The organism is Roseateles sp. GW823-FHT07B05, from assembly GCF_058794515.1.
Genome location: NZ_JBXAGX010000001.1, coordinates 765,070 through 781,582, shown reverse-complemented (window position 1 = coordinate 781,582; position 16,513 = coordinate 765,070). Strand labels below are relative to the sequence as shown.

Below are 16,513 nucleotides of genomic sequence, written 5' to 3'. Positions count from 1 at the left end.
GCGACTCCCTGCGGTGTTTAGGTGGAGCGCACTTTACTGAGGGAGGCCACGCCCTTGTTCGCCAGCATGTCGGCGCGCTCGTTGCCCGGGTCGCCCGCGTGGCCCTTCACCCAGCGCCATTCCACCGCGTGCAGCTTGCGCAGCGCGTCCAGCCGCATCCACAGGTCGGCGTTCTTCACCGGCTTGCCGTCGGCCGTCTTCCAGCCGCGGCGCTGCCAGTTCGTGATCCATTCGGTGATGCCCTTGCGGACGTACTCGCTGTCCAGGTAGACGACCACGTCGCAGCTGCGCTTGAGCGACGCCAGCGCCTCGATGGGCGCCGTCAGCTCCATGCGGTTGTTGGTGGTCTCGCGCTCGCCGCCGAACAGTTCCTTGTCATGCCCGGCGCTGTGCAGCCAGGCGCCCCAGCCGCCAGGGCCCGGGTTGCCCTTGCAGGCGCCGTCGGTATAGATCGTCACCTGAGGCTTCTTGATCGCCACGGCAGGTCGGGTCGCTTCTTCGGTCATCGTTTCTTGTGGTTGTTGTTCAGCGCGACGGCCGGTGCCTTCTTGGCCGCCATGCGCGCGTTCTTGGCCAGGCCGATCATGCGCATGCCATGCACGCGCTTGACCGCCTGGATGAAATAGACGGCGCCCAGCACCGGCCACCAGCGCGAGCCCACGCCCTCGACCCACTGCCAGCGGTCCAGCCAGGCCTCGGTGCGCAGCGGCGGGCGGTAGACGCCGAAGCGCGCCGCCTCCACCTCGAAGCTCAGCAGCTTCAGCCAGTCGCGCAGCCGCCAGTAGCCGATGAAGTCGCCGTCCTCGGGCAGGTAGGGCTCGCCGCGGCGCTTGAGGCGGCCCAGGTTCTGGCGCAGGCCCCACAGGCTGGCCGGGTTCAGCCCGAAGACGATGAGCCGCCCCTCGGGCCTCAGCACCCGCTCCACCTCGCGCAGCAGCGCGTGGGCGTCGCAGGCCAGCTCCAGCGCATGCGGCAGCAGCACGAGGTCCAGGCTGGCGCTCTCGAACGGCAGCGCGTCGAAGTCGGCCTGCAGGTCGTGCCCCACCAGCCAGCGGTGCGGCATGCGGTTGGCCTGCAAGCCATCCAGCTCGGGCATGCCCAGCTGCAGCGCATGGAAGCCGAACAGGTCGGCCACGGCCGCATCCACCTGCGCCTGCTCCCACGCCAGCAGGTAACGGCCGGGGGGGGTCTGCAGCCACGCAGCCAAATCTATACTCGACGCTTTATTGGTGACGCTCACGTTGACGCTCACGCCTCTCCCCGCTTTCGACGACAACTACCTCTGGCTGCTGGACAACGGCCGTGAGGCCCTGGTCGTCGATCCCGGCGACGCAGCGCCGGTGGCCGCTGCGCTGGACGCCCGGGGCCTGACGCTCGCCGGCATTCTATTGACCCACCACCACGGCGATCACGTCGGCGGCGTCAATGCGCTGCGCGACCGGCTGCAAGGCCCCGTCTACGCGCCGGCCCACGAAAAGATGCCCGAGCCCGTCACGCGCGTGCAGGGTGGCGACAGCGTCGAACTGCTGGGCCTGCGCTTCGCCGTGCTGGACGTGCCGGGCCACACCGCCGGGCACATTGCCTATTTCGCCCGGCCGGCCGGCGCCGATGCCGACAGTTCGCCGCTGCTGTTCTGCGGCGACACGCTGTTCAGCGCCGGCTGCGGCCGCCTGTTCGAGGGCACGCCGGCGCAGATGCACGCGTCGCTGCAGGCGCTGGCCGCGCTGCCCGGCGACACGCGCGTCTGCTGCGCCCACGAGTACACACTGTCCAACCTGCGCTTCGCGCGCGAGGTGGACCCCGCCAACCCGGCGCTCGCCGCCTACGCCGCCTGGTGCGAAGCCGAGCGCGCCGCCGGCCGCCCGACGCTGCCCGGCCGCGTCGGCACCGAGCGCCAGATCAACCCCTTCTTGCGTTGCGCCGAACCGGCGCTGCGTGAATCTGCGCGGCGCCATGCGCCGCTGAAACTCCCGGCCGCGCCCAGCCCGGTCGACGTCTTCGCCACGCTGCGCGAATGGAAGAACGGATTCCGATGACGACGCTGATCCATCGACTTGCCCCGCCCAAGGCGCTCGCGCGCCTTTCCCCGATCCTGCTGGCCCTGCTGCTCGCCGCCTGCGCCACCACCGCACCGCCCCCCGCCCCCGCAGCGGAGCCGGTTGCCCTCCCCGCCCCCACGCCCACCGTCGAAGCCGCCCCGGTCACCGAGACGGCCACCGCCGTGCCCGTGCGCACGATGGCCTCCGAGCTGCTGGAGGACAACCTGCGCCCCGGCGAGAAGATCGACCTCGACTCCCCCGACGCCAGCGCCGACCTGTGGGCGCGGCTGCGCGCCGGGCTGCTGCTGCCTGACCTGGACGACGACTGGGTGCGCAAAGCCGAGGCCTGGTACAGCGCGCGGCCCGACTACGTCGAGCGCATGACCACGCGCGGCAGCCGCTACCTGTTCCACATCCTCGAAGAAGTCGAGAAGCGCGGCATGCCCGCCGAGCTGGCACTGCTGCCCTTCGTGGAGAGCGCCTTCGTCACGCACGCCGTGTCCAGTGCCAAGGCCACTGGCATGTGGCAGTTCATGCCCGCCACGGGCCGCGACTTCGACCTCAAGCAGAACATCTTCCGCGACGACCGCCGCGACGTGCTCGCGTCCACGCGCGCCGCGCTGGACTACCTGGGCCGCCTGCACAAGATGTTCGGCGACTGGCACCTGGCGCTCGCCGCCTACAACTGGGGCCAGGGCAACGTCAGCAAGGCCATCGCGCGCAACCAGCGCCTGGGCCTGCCGACCGACTACGCCAGCCTGAAGATGCCGGACGAGACGCGCTACTACGTGCCCAAGCTGCAGGCGGTCAAGAACATCGTGCTGAACCCCGACCGCTTCGCGCTGTCGCTGCCGCCGATGGCCAACCACCCCTACTTCCTGAGCGTGAAGATCGAGCGCGACATCGACGTCGCGCTCGCCGCCGAGCTGGCCGGCCTGTCGCTGGAAACCTTCCAGCAGTTCAACCCGCAGATGAACAAGCCGGTCATCCTGGCCGCCGCCACGCAGCAGGTGCTGCTGCCCTACGACCAGGCCGGCAACTTCGCCGAGAACCTGTCGCGCCACGCCGGCCCGCTGGCCACGTGGACGGCCTGGGTGGTGCCCAAGACCATGAGCCCGTCGGAGGCCGCCAGGCGCACCGGCATGGCCGAGGCCGCGCTGCGCGACGTGAACCGCATCCCGCCCAAGATGCTGGTCAAGGCCGGCTCCACGCTGCTGGTGCCGCGCGCCGCGCATGTGCAGGACGACGTGTCCGAACGCCTGGCCGACACCGCCAGCCTGAACCTCGCGCCCGACGCGCCGCCGCTGCGCCGCGTCAGCTTCAAGGCCGGCAAGGCCGACACGGTGGCCGGCATCGCCGCGCGCTACAAGGTCAAGGCCGAGCAGGTCGCGCAATGGAACAAGGTCGGCAACGGCGCCCGCTTCAAGCCGGGCCAGTCGGTTGTCGTCTACACCGCGTCGCAGCCCATCGTGGCCAAGGCCGGCACGACGGCGACCCGCCCGGCCGCCAAGGGCAAGGCCACGACGACGGCCCGCGCCGCCAAGCCGGCCGCACCCCGCACGCTGGCCAAGGCCCGCAGCGGCAAGGGCCGCAGCAACGTGGTTGCGTCGGCTGCGCCGTAAGGTGGGGCCCCTCGCCCAGTCCCGCACCGCTGAACGCGGGCGGGCCTGATCGGTCCCCCAAGGGGACGGCGATGCTCACGGCATTGAGCCGCTCGCACATCGCCAGACGGGCCGGCTTGGGGCGGCCCGGCGCTCGGCCCGCCTTGTTCAGCCAGCCTTCTCGAATCAGCGCGCGAAGAACAGTGCGACGCAGAAGCCCAGGCCCGTCACCCACAGCAGCGAGCGCAGCGATGCCTGGTCGGCCAGGTACAGGCCGATATAGGCCAGCCGCGCGGCCAGGAAGCCCAGCGCCAGCATGTCCACCGTGCCCTGCGCGGCCTGGTGCTGGTGGGCCACGAACAGGCCGGCGATGAACACCGGCAGCGCCTCCCAGCTGTTGGCCTGTGCCGCGTTGGCGCGTGCCTGCCAGCCCTGCAGCGTCGCCAGCCATTCGCGCGGCGAGTGGTTGTCGAAGCCGCCGTCGCGGCGGCGCTTGCCGAAGCCCTTGGACTTGGCCAGCGCCGCGCACACGACGGGCAGCACGCAGGCCACGAGCAGGCAGAGTTGGGCGAGGGTCAAGTCGGTCTCCTTCAGCGGCGGTCAGACAGGGCATGGGCGATGGTGCCCAGGTCCACGTATTCAAGTTCGCTGCCCACCGGCACGCCGCGCGCCAGCCGGGTGGACTTGATGCCGCGCGCGCGCAGCGCCTCGGCCAGCACATGGGCCGTGGCCTCGCCCTCGGCGGTGAAGCTGGTCGCGAGGATGACCTCCTGCACGCCATCCTCCGACGCCCGCGCCAGCAGCTCCGCCGCGCCGATCTGGCGCGTGCTCACGCCGTCCAGCGGCGACAGCCGCCCCAGCAGCACGAAGTAGTAGCCCAGGTAGGAGCCGGTGCGTTCCAGCGCCGCCTGGTCGGCCGGCGTCTCGACGACGCACAGCAGCCGGCCGTCGCGCTTGGTGTCGGCGCAGACATTGCACAGCGGCGTCTCGCTGAACGTGTGGCAGCGCTCGCAATGCTTGATGCGCTCCACCGCCGCCGTCAGCGCGCCGGCCAACCGCGGCATGGCCTGACGGTCATGCTGCAGCAGGTGGTAGGCCATGCGCTGGGCCGACTTCTGGCCCACGCCGGGCAGGCGCTTGAGCGCCTCGATGAGGCTATCGAGTGCGTTCAAGAGGCGGTCGAGCTCAGAAAGGGAACTTCATGCCCGGGGGCAGCGGCATGCCGGCCGTCAGCTTGCCCATCTTCTCGGCGCTGGTGGCCTCGGCGCGGCGGGCCGCGTCGTTGAAGGCGGCGGCGACGAGGTCTTCCAGCATGTCCTTGTCATCGGCCAGCAGGCTGGGGTCGATGGTGACGCGGCGGACTTCGTTCTTGCAGGTCATCAGCACCTTCACGAGGCCGGCGCCGCTCTGGCCCTCCACCTCGACATTGGCGAGCTCTTCCTGCGCCTTCTTCAGGTTGTCCTGCATCGCCTGGGCTTGCTTCATCAAGCCGGCGAGTTGGCCTTTCATCATGATCGTTTCCTTTAAGTTGAAGGTGTCAGCACGGGCTGCACGGAGCCCGGCAGGATGCGTGCCGACGGGAATTGGGACAGCAGCGTGCGCGTCATCGGATGCGCCGCGGCGAGGTCTTCGGCCGCGCGCTGCTGCGCCTCGGCGCGGGCCACGGTGCGCAGCGCGATGGAGTCGTCGGCTACGCCGGCCTCGATGTGCAGCGTCGCGTCCAGCGCGGCTTCGAGCTTGGCGACCAGCGCCGGCGCGCGCAGCGACTCGCGCTCCACGCGCAGCCGCCAGACCTCGCGGCCGTCCACCGTCTCGCAGCCCAGTGCCTGGGCCTGGCGGGCCAGCTCGCCGGTCATGCCGAGGATGCTGGCCGCGGCGATGCGCTCGGCCCAGCGCGCGCCTTCGGGCGTCTCGCGCAGCTCGATGCGGCGCGGCGCATCCGGCTCGCGGGTATCGGGCGCCGCGGCGGCAGAGGGCGCGTCGTCGGCCTCCATCCACGGCGGCGGCGCATCGTCGGGCGGCGCGCCGTCGCCGAAATCGGCGTCGTCCTCCACCGCCGCCTGCTCGACGGGGCGCGGGCGCAGGCGAGCGCCGAAGCTCGGGGCGGCCGGCTCCGCGACCTTGGGTGCGGGCGCGGGCGCAGGCTCGGCCACGACCGGCGCGGCAACAGGCGCGGCGACAGGCGCCGATACCGGTGCGGCGACCGGGGCAGCCACGATGGGGGCTGCAACGATCGGGCTGTGCACAGGCGACGCCACCGCGGGCGCGGGCGGCACGGCCTTGGGCAGCGGCACCGCCACGACGGCCTTGGCCACGGCCGGCGGGCGCACCAGCGCTGCGGTCTTCACGGGCTTGGGCGTCGTGCCGGCCGGGCGAAAGGCCAGCATGCGCAGCAGCACCATCAACAGGCCGGCGTACTCGTCGGGCGCCAGGGGCAGCTCGGCGCGGCCGTGCAAGGCCATGCTGTACATCAGCTGGATCTCGTCGGCCGGCAGCGCGGCGGCCAGGCGGCGGATCTCGGCCGTCTCGCCGTCGGCGTCGTCCAGCGCGGCGGGCGCGGCCTGGGCCAGCGCCATCTGCTGGAACAGCGTGGCCAGGTCCTCCAGCGTGCCGGCGGCCGACAGGCCCGCGCCGCGCAGCGCATCGGCCTGAGCCACGACAGCCTCGCCGCTGGCCGCGGCCAGCGCATCGACTATTGACACGACATGGCCACGGTCCACGCTGCCCAGCATCTGGCGCACACCGGCTTCGGTGAGGTTGCCGGCGCCGAAGGCAATGGCCTGGTCGGTCAGCGACAGCGCGTCGCGCATGGAGCCGCGTGCCGCGCGCGACAGCAGCCGCAGCGCGCCCGGCTCGGCCGGCACGCTCTCGGCGCCCAGCACGTTGCCCAGGTGGCTCTGCACGTCGGCCGCCGCCATGGGCCGCAGGTTGAACTGCAGGCAGCGCGACAGCACGGTGACGGGCACCTTCTGCGGGTCGGTCGTCGCCAGCACGAACTTCAGGTACTCGGGCGGCTCCTCCAGCGTCTTCAGCATCGCGTTGAACGCGGTGTTCGACAGCATGTGCACTTCGTCGATCATGTAGACCTTGAAGCGGCCGACGACGGGCTTGTAGACCGCCTGGTCCAGCAGCTGCGAGATCTCCTCGACGCCGCGGTTGGAGGCCGCGTCCAGCTCCACGTAGTCGACGAAGCGGCCCGAGTCGATGTCGCGGCAGGCCGCGCAGACGCCACAGGGCTGCGCCGTGATGCCGCCCGTGCCGTCCGGCCCGGTGCAGTTCAGGCTCTTGGCGAGGATGCGCGACACCGTCGTCTTGCCGACGCCGCGCGTGCCGGTGAACAGGTAGGCGTGGTGCAGCCGGCCCTGCGTCAGCGCGTTGGCCAGCGCCTGCACGACATGCTCCTGGCCGACGAGCTGCTCGAAACTCTGCGGACGGTATTTGCGGGCCAGGACCAGATAACTCATGGGCGCGGATTCTAGGAGCGGCAGCCGCCCCGGTCGGCCGGCTGCCGATATGCTGCGCGCCTTCCTGGCATGACTGCCCCGCCCTGCCCATGCTGGTGCTGCTGATCGAAGACGACCTGGCCCTGGGCAGCGCGCTGCACCGGGCGCTGCTGGCCGCGGGGCACGACACGCTGTGGGTGCGCCGCGCGGCCGACGTGCCGCCCGACCTGGGTGACGCCGGCGTGCAGGCCGTGCTGCTGGACCTGGGCCTGCCCGACGGCAGCGGCCTGGCGCTGCTGCGGCGCTGGCGGCAGGCCGGCGTCGGTACACCGGTGCTGGTCATCACGGCGCAGGGCTCGCTGCACCAGCGGCTGGACGGCCTGGACGCCGGCGCCGACGACTACCTCGTCAAACCCTTCGAGGTGCCCGAGCTGCTGGCCCGGCTGCGCGCCGTGGCCCGCCGCAGCGCGCAGCAGAGCAGCGACGACTGGCCGTTCGGCGCCCTAGTGCTGCAGCCCGGCCGCGCCCGCGCGCTGCTGCACGGCGAGGTGCTGGCGCTGTCGCCACGCGAGTTCCAGCTGCTGCAGGCACTGGCCGAGGCCGGCGGCCAGGTGGTGCCGCGCCACCAGCTCGCGCAGCGGCTGGAGCCGCTGGGCGACGCGCTGCAGCTCACCGCGCTGCAGATGCACCTGAGCAACCTGCGCCGCAAGATCGGCGCCGAGCGCATCGGCACGCTGCGCGGCGTGGGCTACTGGCTGGAGGCGCTGCCATGACCTGGCCGCCGCGCACGCTGACGCGGCGCCTGGTGCTGACGCTGCTGACGGCGCTGGCCGGCGTCGCGGTGCTGCTGACGGCCTTCAACGTCTGGGACATCAAGCGCCAGGCCGACGCGGCGCAGGTGCGGCCCGTCGCGCAGGTCATGCTGCACCTGGTGGACAGCCTGCCCGACGCCGCCACCGCCCGGCAGGCGCTGCAGGGCTTTGTGCAGCAGCTCAACCGCGAGCGCGCACAGCTGCCCATGCCGCTGCAGCCGCTGCACGTGCAGCTGTGGGACGCCGCCGGCCAGCTGCAGCTGACGCTGCCCGACGCGCCGCCACCGGCCAACGCGGCGCACGCGATCGTGCAGGGCGAGCGCTGGCGGCTGCAGGTACACGAGGCCTTGCCCGACGACGCCACGCTGCTGCGCTGGCAGGCCAGCGAGCTGCTGGTGCAGCTGCTGATCGCGCTGCCGCTGCTGGCGCTGCCGCTGTGGCTGGCCGTGCGCAGCGGGCTGCGGCCGCTGCGGCGCTTCACGGCCCGGGTGGCGGCGCTGGACCCGCGCGGCCCGCTGCAACCGCTGGGGCTGGACCTGCGCTACGCCGAGCTGGCGCCGGTGGGCCGCGCGTTCGACGCCCTCATCGCGCGCCTGGACGAGCGCCTGGCGCTGGAGCGCGCCTTTGTGCAAGACGCCGCCCACGAGCTGCGCACGCCGCTGGCGGCCCTGGCCGCCCAGGTGCACCTGCTGCTGGAGGCCGGCGACGCGCGCGACCAGCGCGCCAGCGCCGCCGAGCTGCTGGCCACGCTGCAGCGCACCGCCCACCTGTCCCAGCAACTGCTGGACCTGGCGCTGCTGGACCGCGGCGACCGCCCGGCCGAGGCGCTGGACCTGGCCGACCTCGGCGCGGAGCTGCTCGCGTCGCTGCATGCCCAGGCCCGCGCCCGGCACCAGCAGCTGGCGCTGGAAGGGCCCGAGCAGCTGCCCTGGTACGGCGACCGCGCCGCCCTCGTCCACGTGCTGCAGAACCTGCTGGACAACGCGCTGCGGTACACGCCCGACGGCGGCCACATTGAGCTGCGCCTGAGCGCCGCGCCGCCGCGGCTGGCCGTGCTGGACGACGGCCCGGGCATCCCCGAGGCCGAGCGCGAGCGGGTGTTCGACCGCTTCTGGCGCTCGCCCGGCCAGGCCCAGCCCGGCACCGGCCTGGGCCTGGCCATCGCCGCGCAGGCCGCTCGGCGCCTGGGTGGCCACCTGCGGCTCGTGCCCGGCCTGCACGGCCGCGGCGTGGGGTTCGAGCTGACGTTGCCGGAGCCCCGCGGGGTTTAGCGAGCCTTTAGGGTCAAACCCGAAGAATCCGCGGCATTCCCACTGCCCTGGATCGACCCCTTGTCCTACCCGGCCCAACCGACCCGCCGCCACCTGCTGGCCGCCCTCATCAGCACGCCCACCCTGCTGGCCGCCTGTGGCGGCGGCGGTGGCCAGCGCGACGAGATCCTCGACCCGCGCCTGCTGACCGAGAACCAGCGCCTGCAAGACCAGGCCAGCGCCGCCGTGCAGCCCGGCGGCCTGGCCGGCGTCGTCATCGCCAGTCAGTACCACAGCGCCAGCAAGCTCTACCGTGCCTGCGCCGGCCGCCGCCGCCAGCCGCAGGGCGCGCCGCTGCAGGGCGACGAGAGCTTCAGCACCGGCTCGCTGGGCAAGGCCATGACGGCCGCGCTCGCCGCCCGACTCGTCGAGCAGGGGCGGCTGCGCTGGGACAGCCGGCCCGTCGACCTCATCCCCACGCTGGCCACGCTGCAACAGCCCGCCTACGCCAACATCACGCTGACCCAGCTGCTGGACCACCGCAGCGGCCTGCCCTACGGCGGCGAGGACGACCTCGCGACCTTCCTGGCGGCCTGGGCCGCCAGTGGCCAGCCCGAGCCCGCCACGCCGGTGCTGCGCCGCCGCGCCGTGCTGGCCTGGGCGCTGCAGTCGCCGCCCGCCGGCCCCACCGGCGAGTTCCTCTACTCCAACATCGGCTACGAGCTGGTGGCCTGGATGCTGGAGGCCGCCGCGGGCGACAGCTTCGAGGCGCTGCTGCAGCGCGAGATCCACCAGCCACTGGGCCTGTCGCTGCTCGTGCAGCCGCCGGCCGACGGCACCACCGGCCACGCCGGCCCGTCCCCGGCCGCGCTGGCCGTGGCCGAGGTGCCCGCGCCGGTCGACGCCTGGCTGCAGGCGCTGCAGGGCAGCGGCGGCCAGTGGATGACCGCCAGCGCCTACGCCCGGTGGCTGCGCGAGCACCAGCGCGCGCTGCAGGGTCAAGGCAGCCTGCTGCCGGCCGACTACCTGCGCCGCCTGCGGGCGCTGCGCCCCGGCGAGTACGCGCTGGGCTGGCAGGGCGGCGGCACGGTGCAGTCGCCGCTGCTGGTGCACAGCGGCGGCATGCCGGGGTTCACGAGCCTGGTGGCGATGCGCCAGGACGGCCAGGCCGCCTGCTTCGCGTTCAGCAACACCCAGGCCAGCGGCGGCGGCACCACGGACTGGGTGGCCGATTGCCTCGATTCGGCGCTGTCGGCCGTGCTCTTGGGCCACTGAAGAGACAATCGCGCCTGAACACCTTTCACAGCCGCGGCGCGACATGACCTCCAACAGCCCCCTCACCTACGACCAAGCCGGCGTCAACTACGACCTGATCGACCCCCTGAAGGTCACCGCCCAGCGGGCCGCCGCGGCCACCGCGTCCCACCTGGCCGGGCACGGCTTCAGCGAGGTCAAGGCCTCGCGCGGCGAGTCGGCCTACGTCGTCGACGTGGGCCCGTTCTACGTCGCCTCCATCGTCGAATGCCTGGGCACCAAGACGCTGGTGGCCGACGAGATGGCCAAGCTGACGGGCAGGAGCTTCTTTGCCGGCATCGCGCAGGACACCATCGCGATGGCCGTCAACGACCTCATCACCGTCGGCGCCACGCCGCTGGTGGTGCAGGCCTACTGGGCCGCCGGCGGCAGCGACTGGTTCGGCGATGCTCAGCGCGCGCAGGCGCTGGTGGCCGGCTGGAAGGCCGCCTGCGACACCTGCCAGGTCGCCTGGGGTGGCGGCGAGACGCCGGCGCTGGCCGGCATCGTCGAAGACGGCCGCATCGACCTGGCCGCGTCCTGCACGGGCCTCATCAACCCCAAGGAGCGGCTGTCGGTCGGCGACAAGCTCGGCGCCGGCGACGCCATCGTGCTGCTGGCCTCCAGCGGCATCCACGCCAACGGCCTGAGCCTGGCCCGCAAGCTGGCAGAGCGCCTGCCGAACGGCTACCTGACCGAGATCGCACCCGGCCTGACCTACGGCGAGGCGCTGCTGGCGCCCACCGCGCTGTACTCACCCGTGACCGAGGCGCTGTGGACGGCCGGCATTGCGCCGCACTACTGCGCCAACATCACCGGCCACGGCTGGCGCAAGCTGCTGCGCCACCCCTCGGCGCTCACCTACCGCATCCACACCGTGCCGCCCAAGACGGCCGTGCTGGAGTTCATCCAGCAGCAGGCCGGCCAGGACGACCGCGAGGCCTACTCGACGCTGAACATGGGCGCGGGCTTCGCGATCTTCGTCAAGGCCGAAGACGCCGAGCGCACCGCGCAGGTGGCCCGCGACTGCGGCATCGCCGCCTGGGTGGCGGGCACCGTCGAGGCGGGCGAAAAGCAGTTGCTGATCGAGCCGCTGAACATCCGCTTCAGCGAAGACGACCTGGCACTGCGCTGAACCACGCGGCGCCTCTGCGATGACGTGGTTCTATTCGCAGATGGTCGAGTGGCACGTGTTGCTGGCCTGGTGCAGCCTCGGCCTGTTCTTCACGCGCGGGGCGCTGTTCCAGTTCGGCACGCCGCGCCTGCAGGAATTGGCCAAGGACGCGCGGCTGATGGTGCTGGTGTTCGGCGTCAACGCCTGCCTCGTCGTCACCGGGCTGAGCCTGTGGGGCTCCATCGGCTACAACCCGGTGCGCGACACGTGGCTGGGCATCAAGCTTGTCGCGCTCGTGGGCTACATGGTCTGCGGGCACTGGGCGATGAGCCAGCAGCGCCTGCACCTGCTGGGCTACTTCACCGCACTGGCGCTTTTGCTGCTCGCCATGGACCTCTCGATCAATCGAGGCTTCATCCCCGGTTAGAATCACGCTCGACGGGCCTCCCCGCATGGAAGCGCGCCCAACCGGGTCAGGTGGGGAACCAAGCAGCCCTAAGCGTTGCAACCAGTGCCGGGGTCAGGCTCGTCACCCTCCCCCAACAACACTCCGCCGCATTGCGGGCCGAGCGCCGAACCGCCCCAAACCGGCCCCTCGGGGGACCGCCCAGGGCAAGGCCCTGGGCGAGGGGGTTTCAGCTCCCCTGGATGTCCGTCGAGCGCACGGTCAGCGTGCTCATCTGACCGCCGCTGGACACGCTGCCCACCACCTCGCCTTCACGCACGCGGCGTTCGCACATCTCGCGGTCTTCCGGCGGCTGGGCCTGGCAGCGCTTGAGGGCGTTGGCCGCCCACTGCTCCGGGCGGTCGCCGGCCGTGGCCAGACGCCCCCGGCGGGCCTGGGCATAGGCGGCGCCGGCTTCCTTCAGGCAGACGTCGCGCGGCTGGCCGGTCTGGCCCTGCAGGCAGGCGGCGCGCTCGCGCTCGTACTGCAGGCGCAGCGGGTCGACGTTGTTGCCGGCCTGCGCCGCCGTGGCGCCCAGCGTCAGCAGCGCGGCGGCCAGCCAAGTTCGGTGAATGCGGTTCATGACGTCCTCCTTCAGCCGCGTGCGCGCACGGGCTGGTTGTCGTTGGAGATGTAGACCTCGACGCGGCGGTTCAGCGCACGGTCGGACGAGCTGGCGTTGTTGGCCACCGGGTAGGCCTCGCCGTAGCCGCGGGTGTCGACGCGCGCCGGGTCCACGCCCTGGGCGCACAATGCGTCCGCGACGGCCTGCGAGCGGCGCTGCGACAGCGTCAGGTTGGCCTGGTCGCTGCCGACGCTGTCGGTGAAGCCTTCGATCAGCACGCGGCGGTCCGGGTGCTGCTTCAGGTAGTTGGACAGCTTGGCGATCGCAGCCTGCGCGGTGGGCTTGATCTCGGCACGGCCGAACTCGAACAGCACGTCACCCAGCGTGACCAGCATGCCGCGGTCGGTCTGCTTGGCCTGCAGCTCGGCCAGCTCCTGTTGCAGCGCGGCGGCCTGGGCCTGCGCAGTGGCCGCGTCGGCCTGCGCGGTGGCGGCCTGCTGGCGGGCGGCGCTGGCCTCGGCGCTGGCGTTGGCCGCGGCGATCTGCGCGTTGGCCGCCTGGGCCTGCGCGACGTTGGCGCGGCGGGCGTTGGCGTCGGCGCGGGCGCGTTCGCGGTCGGCTTCGGCGGTCTTGATGGCCTCTTCCTCGGTCGCCGCCTTGGCCAGCGCCATCGCGGTGCGGGCCTGCGTGGCCGCGACGTAGGCGGCCGAGTCGATGTCGGCCGGCGATTCGCGGTTGGCGCTCAGCTCCTCGGCCCGCTTCAGCGAGTCGCCGGCCTTCTTCACGTCCAGCGACGCGTACTTCAGCACGGCCGGGTCGGCCTCGGCGCTGCGCACGGTGCTGCGCGCCTGCTGCAGCGCGGGGGTCACGGTGGGGGCGCTGGCGCAGCCGGCGAACAGCGCGGCGGCGGCGGCCAGGGCGGACAGTTGGGCGATGGTCTTCTTCATGATGGGCGCCTTTCAGAGTCAGGAACGGTTGAGCTGCGCCAGCAGCTGCTGGATGCTTTCGCGCACCTCGGCCAGCGCGCGGCTGGAGCGGGCGTTGCGGGCCTGCGCCTGCGCCAGCGCCGCATCGGCGGCGGCCTCGTCGGCCAGCTGACGGGCGGCCACGTAGTCCTTGCGGGCGGCCGCGGCGTTGGCGCGGGCCAGCTTGTCGCGGGCCGTGGCCAGCTCGGCGGGCGCCTCGGCGGCGTTGCCGGTGGCGGTGTCGACGGCGGCGTTGGCGACGGCCAACTGCTCCTTGGGCTCGGGGGCCGACGCGCAGGCCGCCAGCGCGAGGGCGGCGCCGACGGCGAGAACGGCCCGGCCGGTGTTCTTCAGTGAATGCGGATTCATCTGGGACTCCTGGTTGTGGTCGTGCCGGCTTGCTGGCGGTGCCCGCCATCACCGAAGAAGGTGCATGCAGCCTGCCCAGTCAGTATTCGCATGCGCCACCGCCCGCCCCGTCGGAGCGCCGCCGCGCGCACGGTCAGCCTCGGGCGCCACCCGCTGTCGGACAGCCCCTACGCATCGACAGCCGATCAGGCCCGCATCCCGCGGGCCCGAGGGGTCGGCCCGCTCAGCCGGCCGCCTGGCGGAAGGCCATCACCGCCTGGTTGCGCAACGTGCGCAGCAGCGACAGCTCTTTCTCGCCCAGCTGCACCGCGCCCGCCTGGGCATGGTCGGCATAGATCAGCCCCAGCGGCGCGTCCTTGAGCATCAGGGGCAGCAGCAGGAAGCTCTGCGCCTGCATCTCGCCCTTGAACCACGTGGGCAGCCGCGCGGCGATGTTGGCGGCGCGGGCGTCCTGGATCAGCGTGTCGGCACCCTTCAGGCACACCGCCGCCAGCAGGTCCGGCGGCTGCTGTACCAGGTCCACGCGCAGCAGCGGCGCCAGGCGCTCGATGTCGTCGCCGACGCCCAGCCGGCCGGTCAGCGTCTGGCCGCGCGCGTCGCGCAGGCAGAAGATGACGCGGCGCAGGCTTAAAGCGCGGTAGATAGTCTCCAGGATCATGCGCAGCACGGCGTTGAGCTGGAAGCTGTTGACCATCGCGTCGGTGATCTCCTGCACGCCGGCGGCCAGCAGCTCAGCAGGCGGCACCGGCTGGGCCGGCGCGCCGAGCACCTCGGTGCGCTCCATGACCAGCGTGGGCGCCAGCTCGTGCGCGGTCAGCGAGTCCTGCACGGACGGCGTCAGCGGTGCCAGCAGCCGCTGGGCCGGCGAGTGCTTGGGCAGATGCAGCTCCAGCGCCTCGGTCATCTGCGTGAGGCGCTGGCGGGCCGTGTCGGCAGCCTTCTCGAAGGCCTCCGCCTGGATGCCAAGCGCACGGGCATGCCGCTGCGCCAGCGCCTTCACCTTGGCATGGGCCTGCTCGGGCGGCGTCTGCAGGATGAGGTCGGCCATGTCGTTGGACGCGCGCGCCAGCCAGCGCTGGCGCTCGGACGCGTCGTCGATGAGCTTGACCGGCGCCTCGCCGCCGGGGCGGCGCATGGCGCGCTGCAGGCTCTCGGGCAGCCCCCATTGCCGCGCCACGCCCAGGCCCAGCGCCTCGTAGCTCATGCCCAGCACCTGGGCCGACGCGGCCGCCTCGCTGAGGGCCAGGCCGTCGTCGGCGGGGCTGACGAGGCGGCGCACGGCGTCAGCCTCCTCGGGGAAGTAGAACTCGGTCAGCGTGCGGCCCAGGTGGTGCAGCATGGCGCCGAGGAAGGCCTCCTCGGCCTCCCGCTCGCTCAGGCACAGCTCGCGCGCGACGGACGCAGCCATCAGCGAACGCAGGAAGTCCTCGCGCAGCCGCTGCGCATGGCCCTTGTTCTCCATGCGCTCCAGCAGCACGAGGCTGAGCGCCAGGTTGCGGATGCCGGCGAAGCCGATCAGCGCGACGGCACGCGACACGGTGCTGATGCCGCCGCCGCCCGTGTGCCGGTAGGCCGCGGTGTTGACGAGGCGCAGCAGCTTCTGCGTCAGCGCCACGTCCTTGAGGATCTCGTTGGACAGGCTGGCCAGGCTCTCGTTCTCGGACTGCGTCAGCCGCTGGATGCGCTGGATGGCGTCGGACAGCGCCGGGAAGTCGCTCTTGTGGCGCATGCGGCGCAGCAGGAAGTCCAGGACCGGCGCGTCCTGCGCGTCGGCGTCGGGCTCGGCCACGGGGCGCAGCCAGGCGGCCAGCGCGTCGCGCATCTGCGTGGCGCTGGGCCAGCGGGCCGCCGGGTCACGCGCCAGGCCGCGCTGCACGATGGCGCGCAGCGCGTCGTCCACATCCGGCGCCAGGCCCGACGGCAGCACGAGGTCGGTCGTCTGCACGCGCTGCACGGCGCGCCAGGGGTCGGGGTCGTGGTTCAGGCGCTGGCCGCTGAGCATCTCGGCCAGCATGACGGCGGCGGCGAACACGTCCATCTGCGGATGCGGCGGCGCACCGGCCGCGGCCTCGGGCGAGATGTAGCCGGGCGTGCCGACGATGCGCGCCGGCACATTGGTCGTGGGCGACACGCGCGCCGCGATGCCGAAGTCCATGACCCGCGCCCGGCCGCGTCCGTCGATGAGGATGTTGCTGGGCTTGAGGTCGCGGTGCACCAGGCCGGCGGCATGCGCGGCGGTCAGGCCGTCCAGCACGCCCAGCATCAGCGTGACGGTCTCGGCCGCGGTCAGCCGCGGGCCGGCGCGCAGGCGCTGGCTCAGCGTGCCGCCGCTGACGTACTCGAACACGAGGTAGGAGCGCCCGCCCTGCGTGTCGGCCTCGAAGACGGGGACGATGTTGGGGTGCGTCAGCCGGCTGACGGCGCGGGCCTCGTGCAGCCATTCGTCGACGGTGCCGGGCTCGGTGGCGTCCACGCCCGTGGTCTTGAGCAGCTTGACGGCGACCTCGCGGTCCAGCAGCGGGTCATGCGCCAGCCAGACGGTGGCCTGCGCGCCCTCGCCCAGGCGCTGCAGCAGCCGGAAGCGGCCGAGCTGGGGGGGCAGGTCGTCGGCCATGGC

Annotated in this window: 17 protein-coding genes and 1 other RNA gene; 8 read left to right on the top strand and 10 right to left on the bottom strand. The window is 72.6% G+C overall.

Annotated features, from left to right (window positions below):
• Positions 1-17: 17 nt before the first annotated feature.
• Positions 18-506: a ribonuclease HI gene (gene rnhA, locus AC1Q7O_RS03220; protein WP_492658445.1), complete on the bottom strand. Its 489-nt coding sequence runs from the start codon at positions 504-506 to the stop codon at positions 18-20.
• Positions 503-1,207 carry a class I SAM-dependent methyltransferase gene (locus tag AC1Q7O_RS03215; protein WP_492658446.1) on the bottom strand — a complete coding sequence of 235 codons (705 nt, stop codon included), beginning with the start codon at positions 1,205-1,207 and terminating at the stop codon, positions 503-505. The genes rnhA and AC1Q7O_RS03215 overlap by 4 nt, the downstream gene beginning before the upstream one ends.
• 34 nt (positions 1,208-1,241) lie before the next feature.
• Between AC1Q7O_RS03215 and gloB the strand changes: the two genes are divergently transcribed.
• Together gloB and AC1Q7O_RS03205 are read left to right on the top strand one after the other, a co-directional pair.
• The gene (gene gloB / locus AC1Q7O_RS03210) at positions 1,242-2,036 is read left to right on the top strand and encodes a hydroxyacylglutathione hydrolase (protein ID WP_492658655.1); all 795 of its coding nucleotides are present in this window, start codon (positions 1,242-1,244) and stop codon (positions 2,034-2,036) included.
• Positions 2,033-3,661 (top strand): transglycosylase SLT domain-containing protein, encoded by a 1,629-nt coding sequence (locus AC1Q7O_RS03205; RefSeq protein ID WP_492658447.1) that lies wholly within the window; start codon positions 2,033-2,035, stop codon positions 3,659-3,661. The genes gloB and AC1Q7O_RS03205 overlap by 4 nt, the downstream gene beginning before the upstream one ends.
• 165 nt (positions 3,662-3,826) lie before the next feature.
• Here AC1Q7O_RS03205 and AC1Q7O_RS03200 read toward each other — a convergent pair whose 3' ends face one another.
• The 4 genes from AC1Q7O_RS03200 to dnaX are packed head-to-tail and all read right to left on the bottom strand — an operon-like array spanning position 3,827 to position 7,104.
• On the bottom strand, positions 3,827-4,219 hold the full coding sequence (locus tag AC1Q7O_RS03200; RefSeq protein WP_492658448.1) for an MAPEG family protein: 393 nt from the start codon (positions 4,217-4,219) through the stop codon (positions 3,827-3,829).
• 11 nt (positions 4,220-4,230) lie between these two features.
• Positions 4,231-4,812, bottom strand: coding sequence for a recombination mediator RecR (gene recR, locus AC1Q7O_RS03195; protein WP_492658449.1), 582 nt, complete (start codon positions 4,810-4,812; stop codon positions 4,231-4,233).
• Positions 4,813-4,825: 13 nt separating this feature from the next.
• Positions 4,826-5,152 carry a YbaB/EbfC family nucleoid-associated protein gene (locus AC1Q7O_RS03190; RefSeq protein ID WP_268165600.1) on the bottom strand — a complete coding sequence of 109 codons (327 nt, stop codon included), beginning with the start codon at positions 5,150-5,152 and terminating at the stop codon, positions 4,826-4,828.
• Between the two features lie 11 nt (positions 5,153-5,163).
• Positions 5,164-7,104 carry a DNA polymerase III subunit gamma/tau gene (dnaX, locus tag AC1Q7O_RS03185; RefSeq protein WP_492658450.1) on the bottom strand — a complete coding sequence of 647 codons (1,941 nt, stop codon included), beginning with the start codon at positions 7,102-7,104 and terminating at the stop codon, positions 5,164-5,166.
• Between the two features lie 89 nt (positions 7,105-7,193).
• Between dnaX and AC1Q7O_RS03180 the strand changes: the two genes are divergently transcribed.
• The 6 genes from AC1Q7O_RS03180 (at position 7,194) to ffs (ending at position 12,086) form a co-directional block, all read left to right on the top strand.
• A complete protein-coding gene (locus tag AC1Q7O_RS03180) occupies positions 7,194-7,856 on the top strand; it encodes a response regulator (protein ID WP_492658451.1) in 663 nt (220 codons plus the stop codon).
• The gene (locus tag AC1Q7O_RS03175) at positions 7,853-9,166 is read left to right on the top strand and encodes a sensor histidine kinase (RefSeq protein ID WP_492658452.1); all 1,314 of its coding nucleotides are present in this window, start codon (positions 7,853-7,855) and stop codon (positions 9,164-9,166) included. The genes AC1Q7O_RS03180 and AC1Q7O_RS03175 overlap by 4 nt, the downstream gene beginning before the upstream one ends.
• Positions 9,167-9,226: 60 nt before the next feature.
• Positions 9,227-10,420, top strand: coding sequence for a serine hydrolase domain-containing protein (locus AC1Q7O_RS03170; protein ID WP_492658453.1), 1,194 nt, complete (start codon positions 9,227-9,229; stop codon positions 10,418-10,420).
• 43 nt (positions 10,421-10,463) lie between these two features.
• Complete coding sequence (locus AC1Q7O_RS03165; RefSeq protein ID WP_492658454.1) at positions 10,464-11,573, top strand: AIR synthase-related protein; 1,110 nt, start codon at positions 10,464-10,466, stop codon at positions 11,571-11,573.
• A gap of 19 nt (positions 11,574-11,592) precedes the next feature.
• Positions 11,593-11,979, top strand: a complete 387-nt coding sequence (locus AC1Q7O_RS03160) for a SirB2 family protein (RefSeq protein ID WP_492658455.1) — start codon at positions 11,593-11,595, stop codon at positions 11,977-11,979.
• Positions 11,980-11,989: 10 nt separating this feature from the next.
• Positions 11,990-12,086, top strand: an RNA gene (gene ffs / locus AC1Q7O_RS03155) — signal recognition particle sRNA small type.
• A gap of 101 nt (positions 12,087-12,187) precedes the next feature.
• Here the strand turns inward: ffs and AC1Q7O_RS03150 are convergent.
• From AC1Q7O_RS03150 to AC1Q7O_RS03135, 4 genes are all read right to left on the bottom strand, one after another.
• Positions 12,188-12,580, bottom strand: coding sequence for a hypothetical protein (locus AC1Q7O_RS03150; RefSeq protein WP_492658456.1), 393 nt, complete (start codon positions 12,578-12,580; stop codon positions 12,188-12,190).
• An 11-nt stretch (positions 12,581-12,591) separates the two neighbouring features.
• On the bottom strand, positions 12,592-13,509 hold the full coding sequence (locus AC1Q7O_RS03145) for an OmpA family protein (protein ID WP_492658457.1): 918 nt from the start codon (positions 13,507-13,509) through the stop codon (positions 12,592-12,594).
• 18 nt (positions 13,510-13,527) lie between these two features.
• On the bottom strand, positions 13,528-13,896 hold the full coding sequence (locus AC1Q7O_RS03140; RefSeq protein WP_492658458.1) for a DUF4398 domain-containing protein: 369 nt from the start codon (positions 13,894-13,896) through the stop codon (positions 13,528-13,530).
• Positions 13,897-14,119: 223 nt separating this feature from the next.
• The gene (locus tag AC1Q7O_RS03135; RefSeq protein ID WP_492658459.1) at positions 14,120-16,510 is read right to left on the bottom strand and encodes a protein kinase domain-containing protein; all 2,391 of its coding nucleotides are present in this window, start codon (positions 16,508-16,510) and stop codon (positions 14,120-14,122) included.
• Positions 16,511-16,513 lie beyond the last annotated feature (3 nt).

Bases quoted from the DNA above. Each gene is read 5' to 3' on its own strand.
- rnhA (WP_492658445.1), bottom strand. From the start codon at position 506: ATGACCGAAGAAGCGACCCGACCTGCCGTGGCGATCAAGAAGCCTCAG.
- AC1Q7O_RS03205 (WP_492658447.1), top strand. From the start codon at position 2,033: ATGACGACGCTGATCCATCGACTTGCCCCGCCCAAGGCGCTCGCGCGC.
- AC1Q7O_RS03190 (WP_268165600.1), bottom strand. From the start codon at position 5,152: ATGATGAAAGGCCAACTCGCCGGCTTGATGAAGCAAGCCCAGGCGATG.
- dnaX (WP_492658450.1), bottom strand. From the start codon at position 7,104: ATGAGTTATCTGGTCCTGGCCCGCAAATACCGTCCGCAGAGTTTCGAG.
- AC1Q7O_RS03180 (WP_492658451.1), top strand. From the start codon at position 7,194: ATGCTGGTGCTGCTGATCGAAGACGACCTGGCCCTGGGCAGCGCGCTG.
- AC1Q7O_RS03175 (WP_492658452.1), top strand. From the start codon at position 7,853: ATGACCTGGCCGCCGCGCACGCTGACGCGGCGCCTGGTGCTGACGCTG.
- AC1Q7O_RS03165 (WP_492658454.1), top strand. From the start codon at position 10,464: ATGACCTCCAACAGCCCCCTCACCTACGACCAAGCCGGCGTCAACTAC.
- AC1Q7O_RS03160 (WP_492658455.1), top strand. From the start codon at position 11,593: ATGACGTGGTTCTATTCGCAGATGGTCGAGTGGCACGTGTTGCTGGCC.
- AC1Q7O_RS03150 (WP_492658456.1), bottom strand. From the start codon at position 12,580: ATGAACCGCATTCACCGAACTTGGCTGGCCGCCGCGCTGCTGACGCTG.
- AC1Q7O_RS03145 (WP_492658457.1), bottom strand. From the start codon at position 13,509: ATGAAGAAGACCATCGCCCAACTGTCCGCCCTGGCCGCCGCCGCCGCG.
- AC1Q7O_RS03140 (WP_492658458.1), bottom strand. From the start codon at position 13,896: ATGAATCCGCATTCACTGAAGAACACCGGCCGGGCCGTTCTCGCCGTC.
- AC1Q7O_RS03135 (WP_492658459.1), bottom strand. From the start codon at position 16,510: ATGGCCGACGACCTGCCCCCCCAGCTCGGCCGCTTCCGGCTGCTGCAG.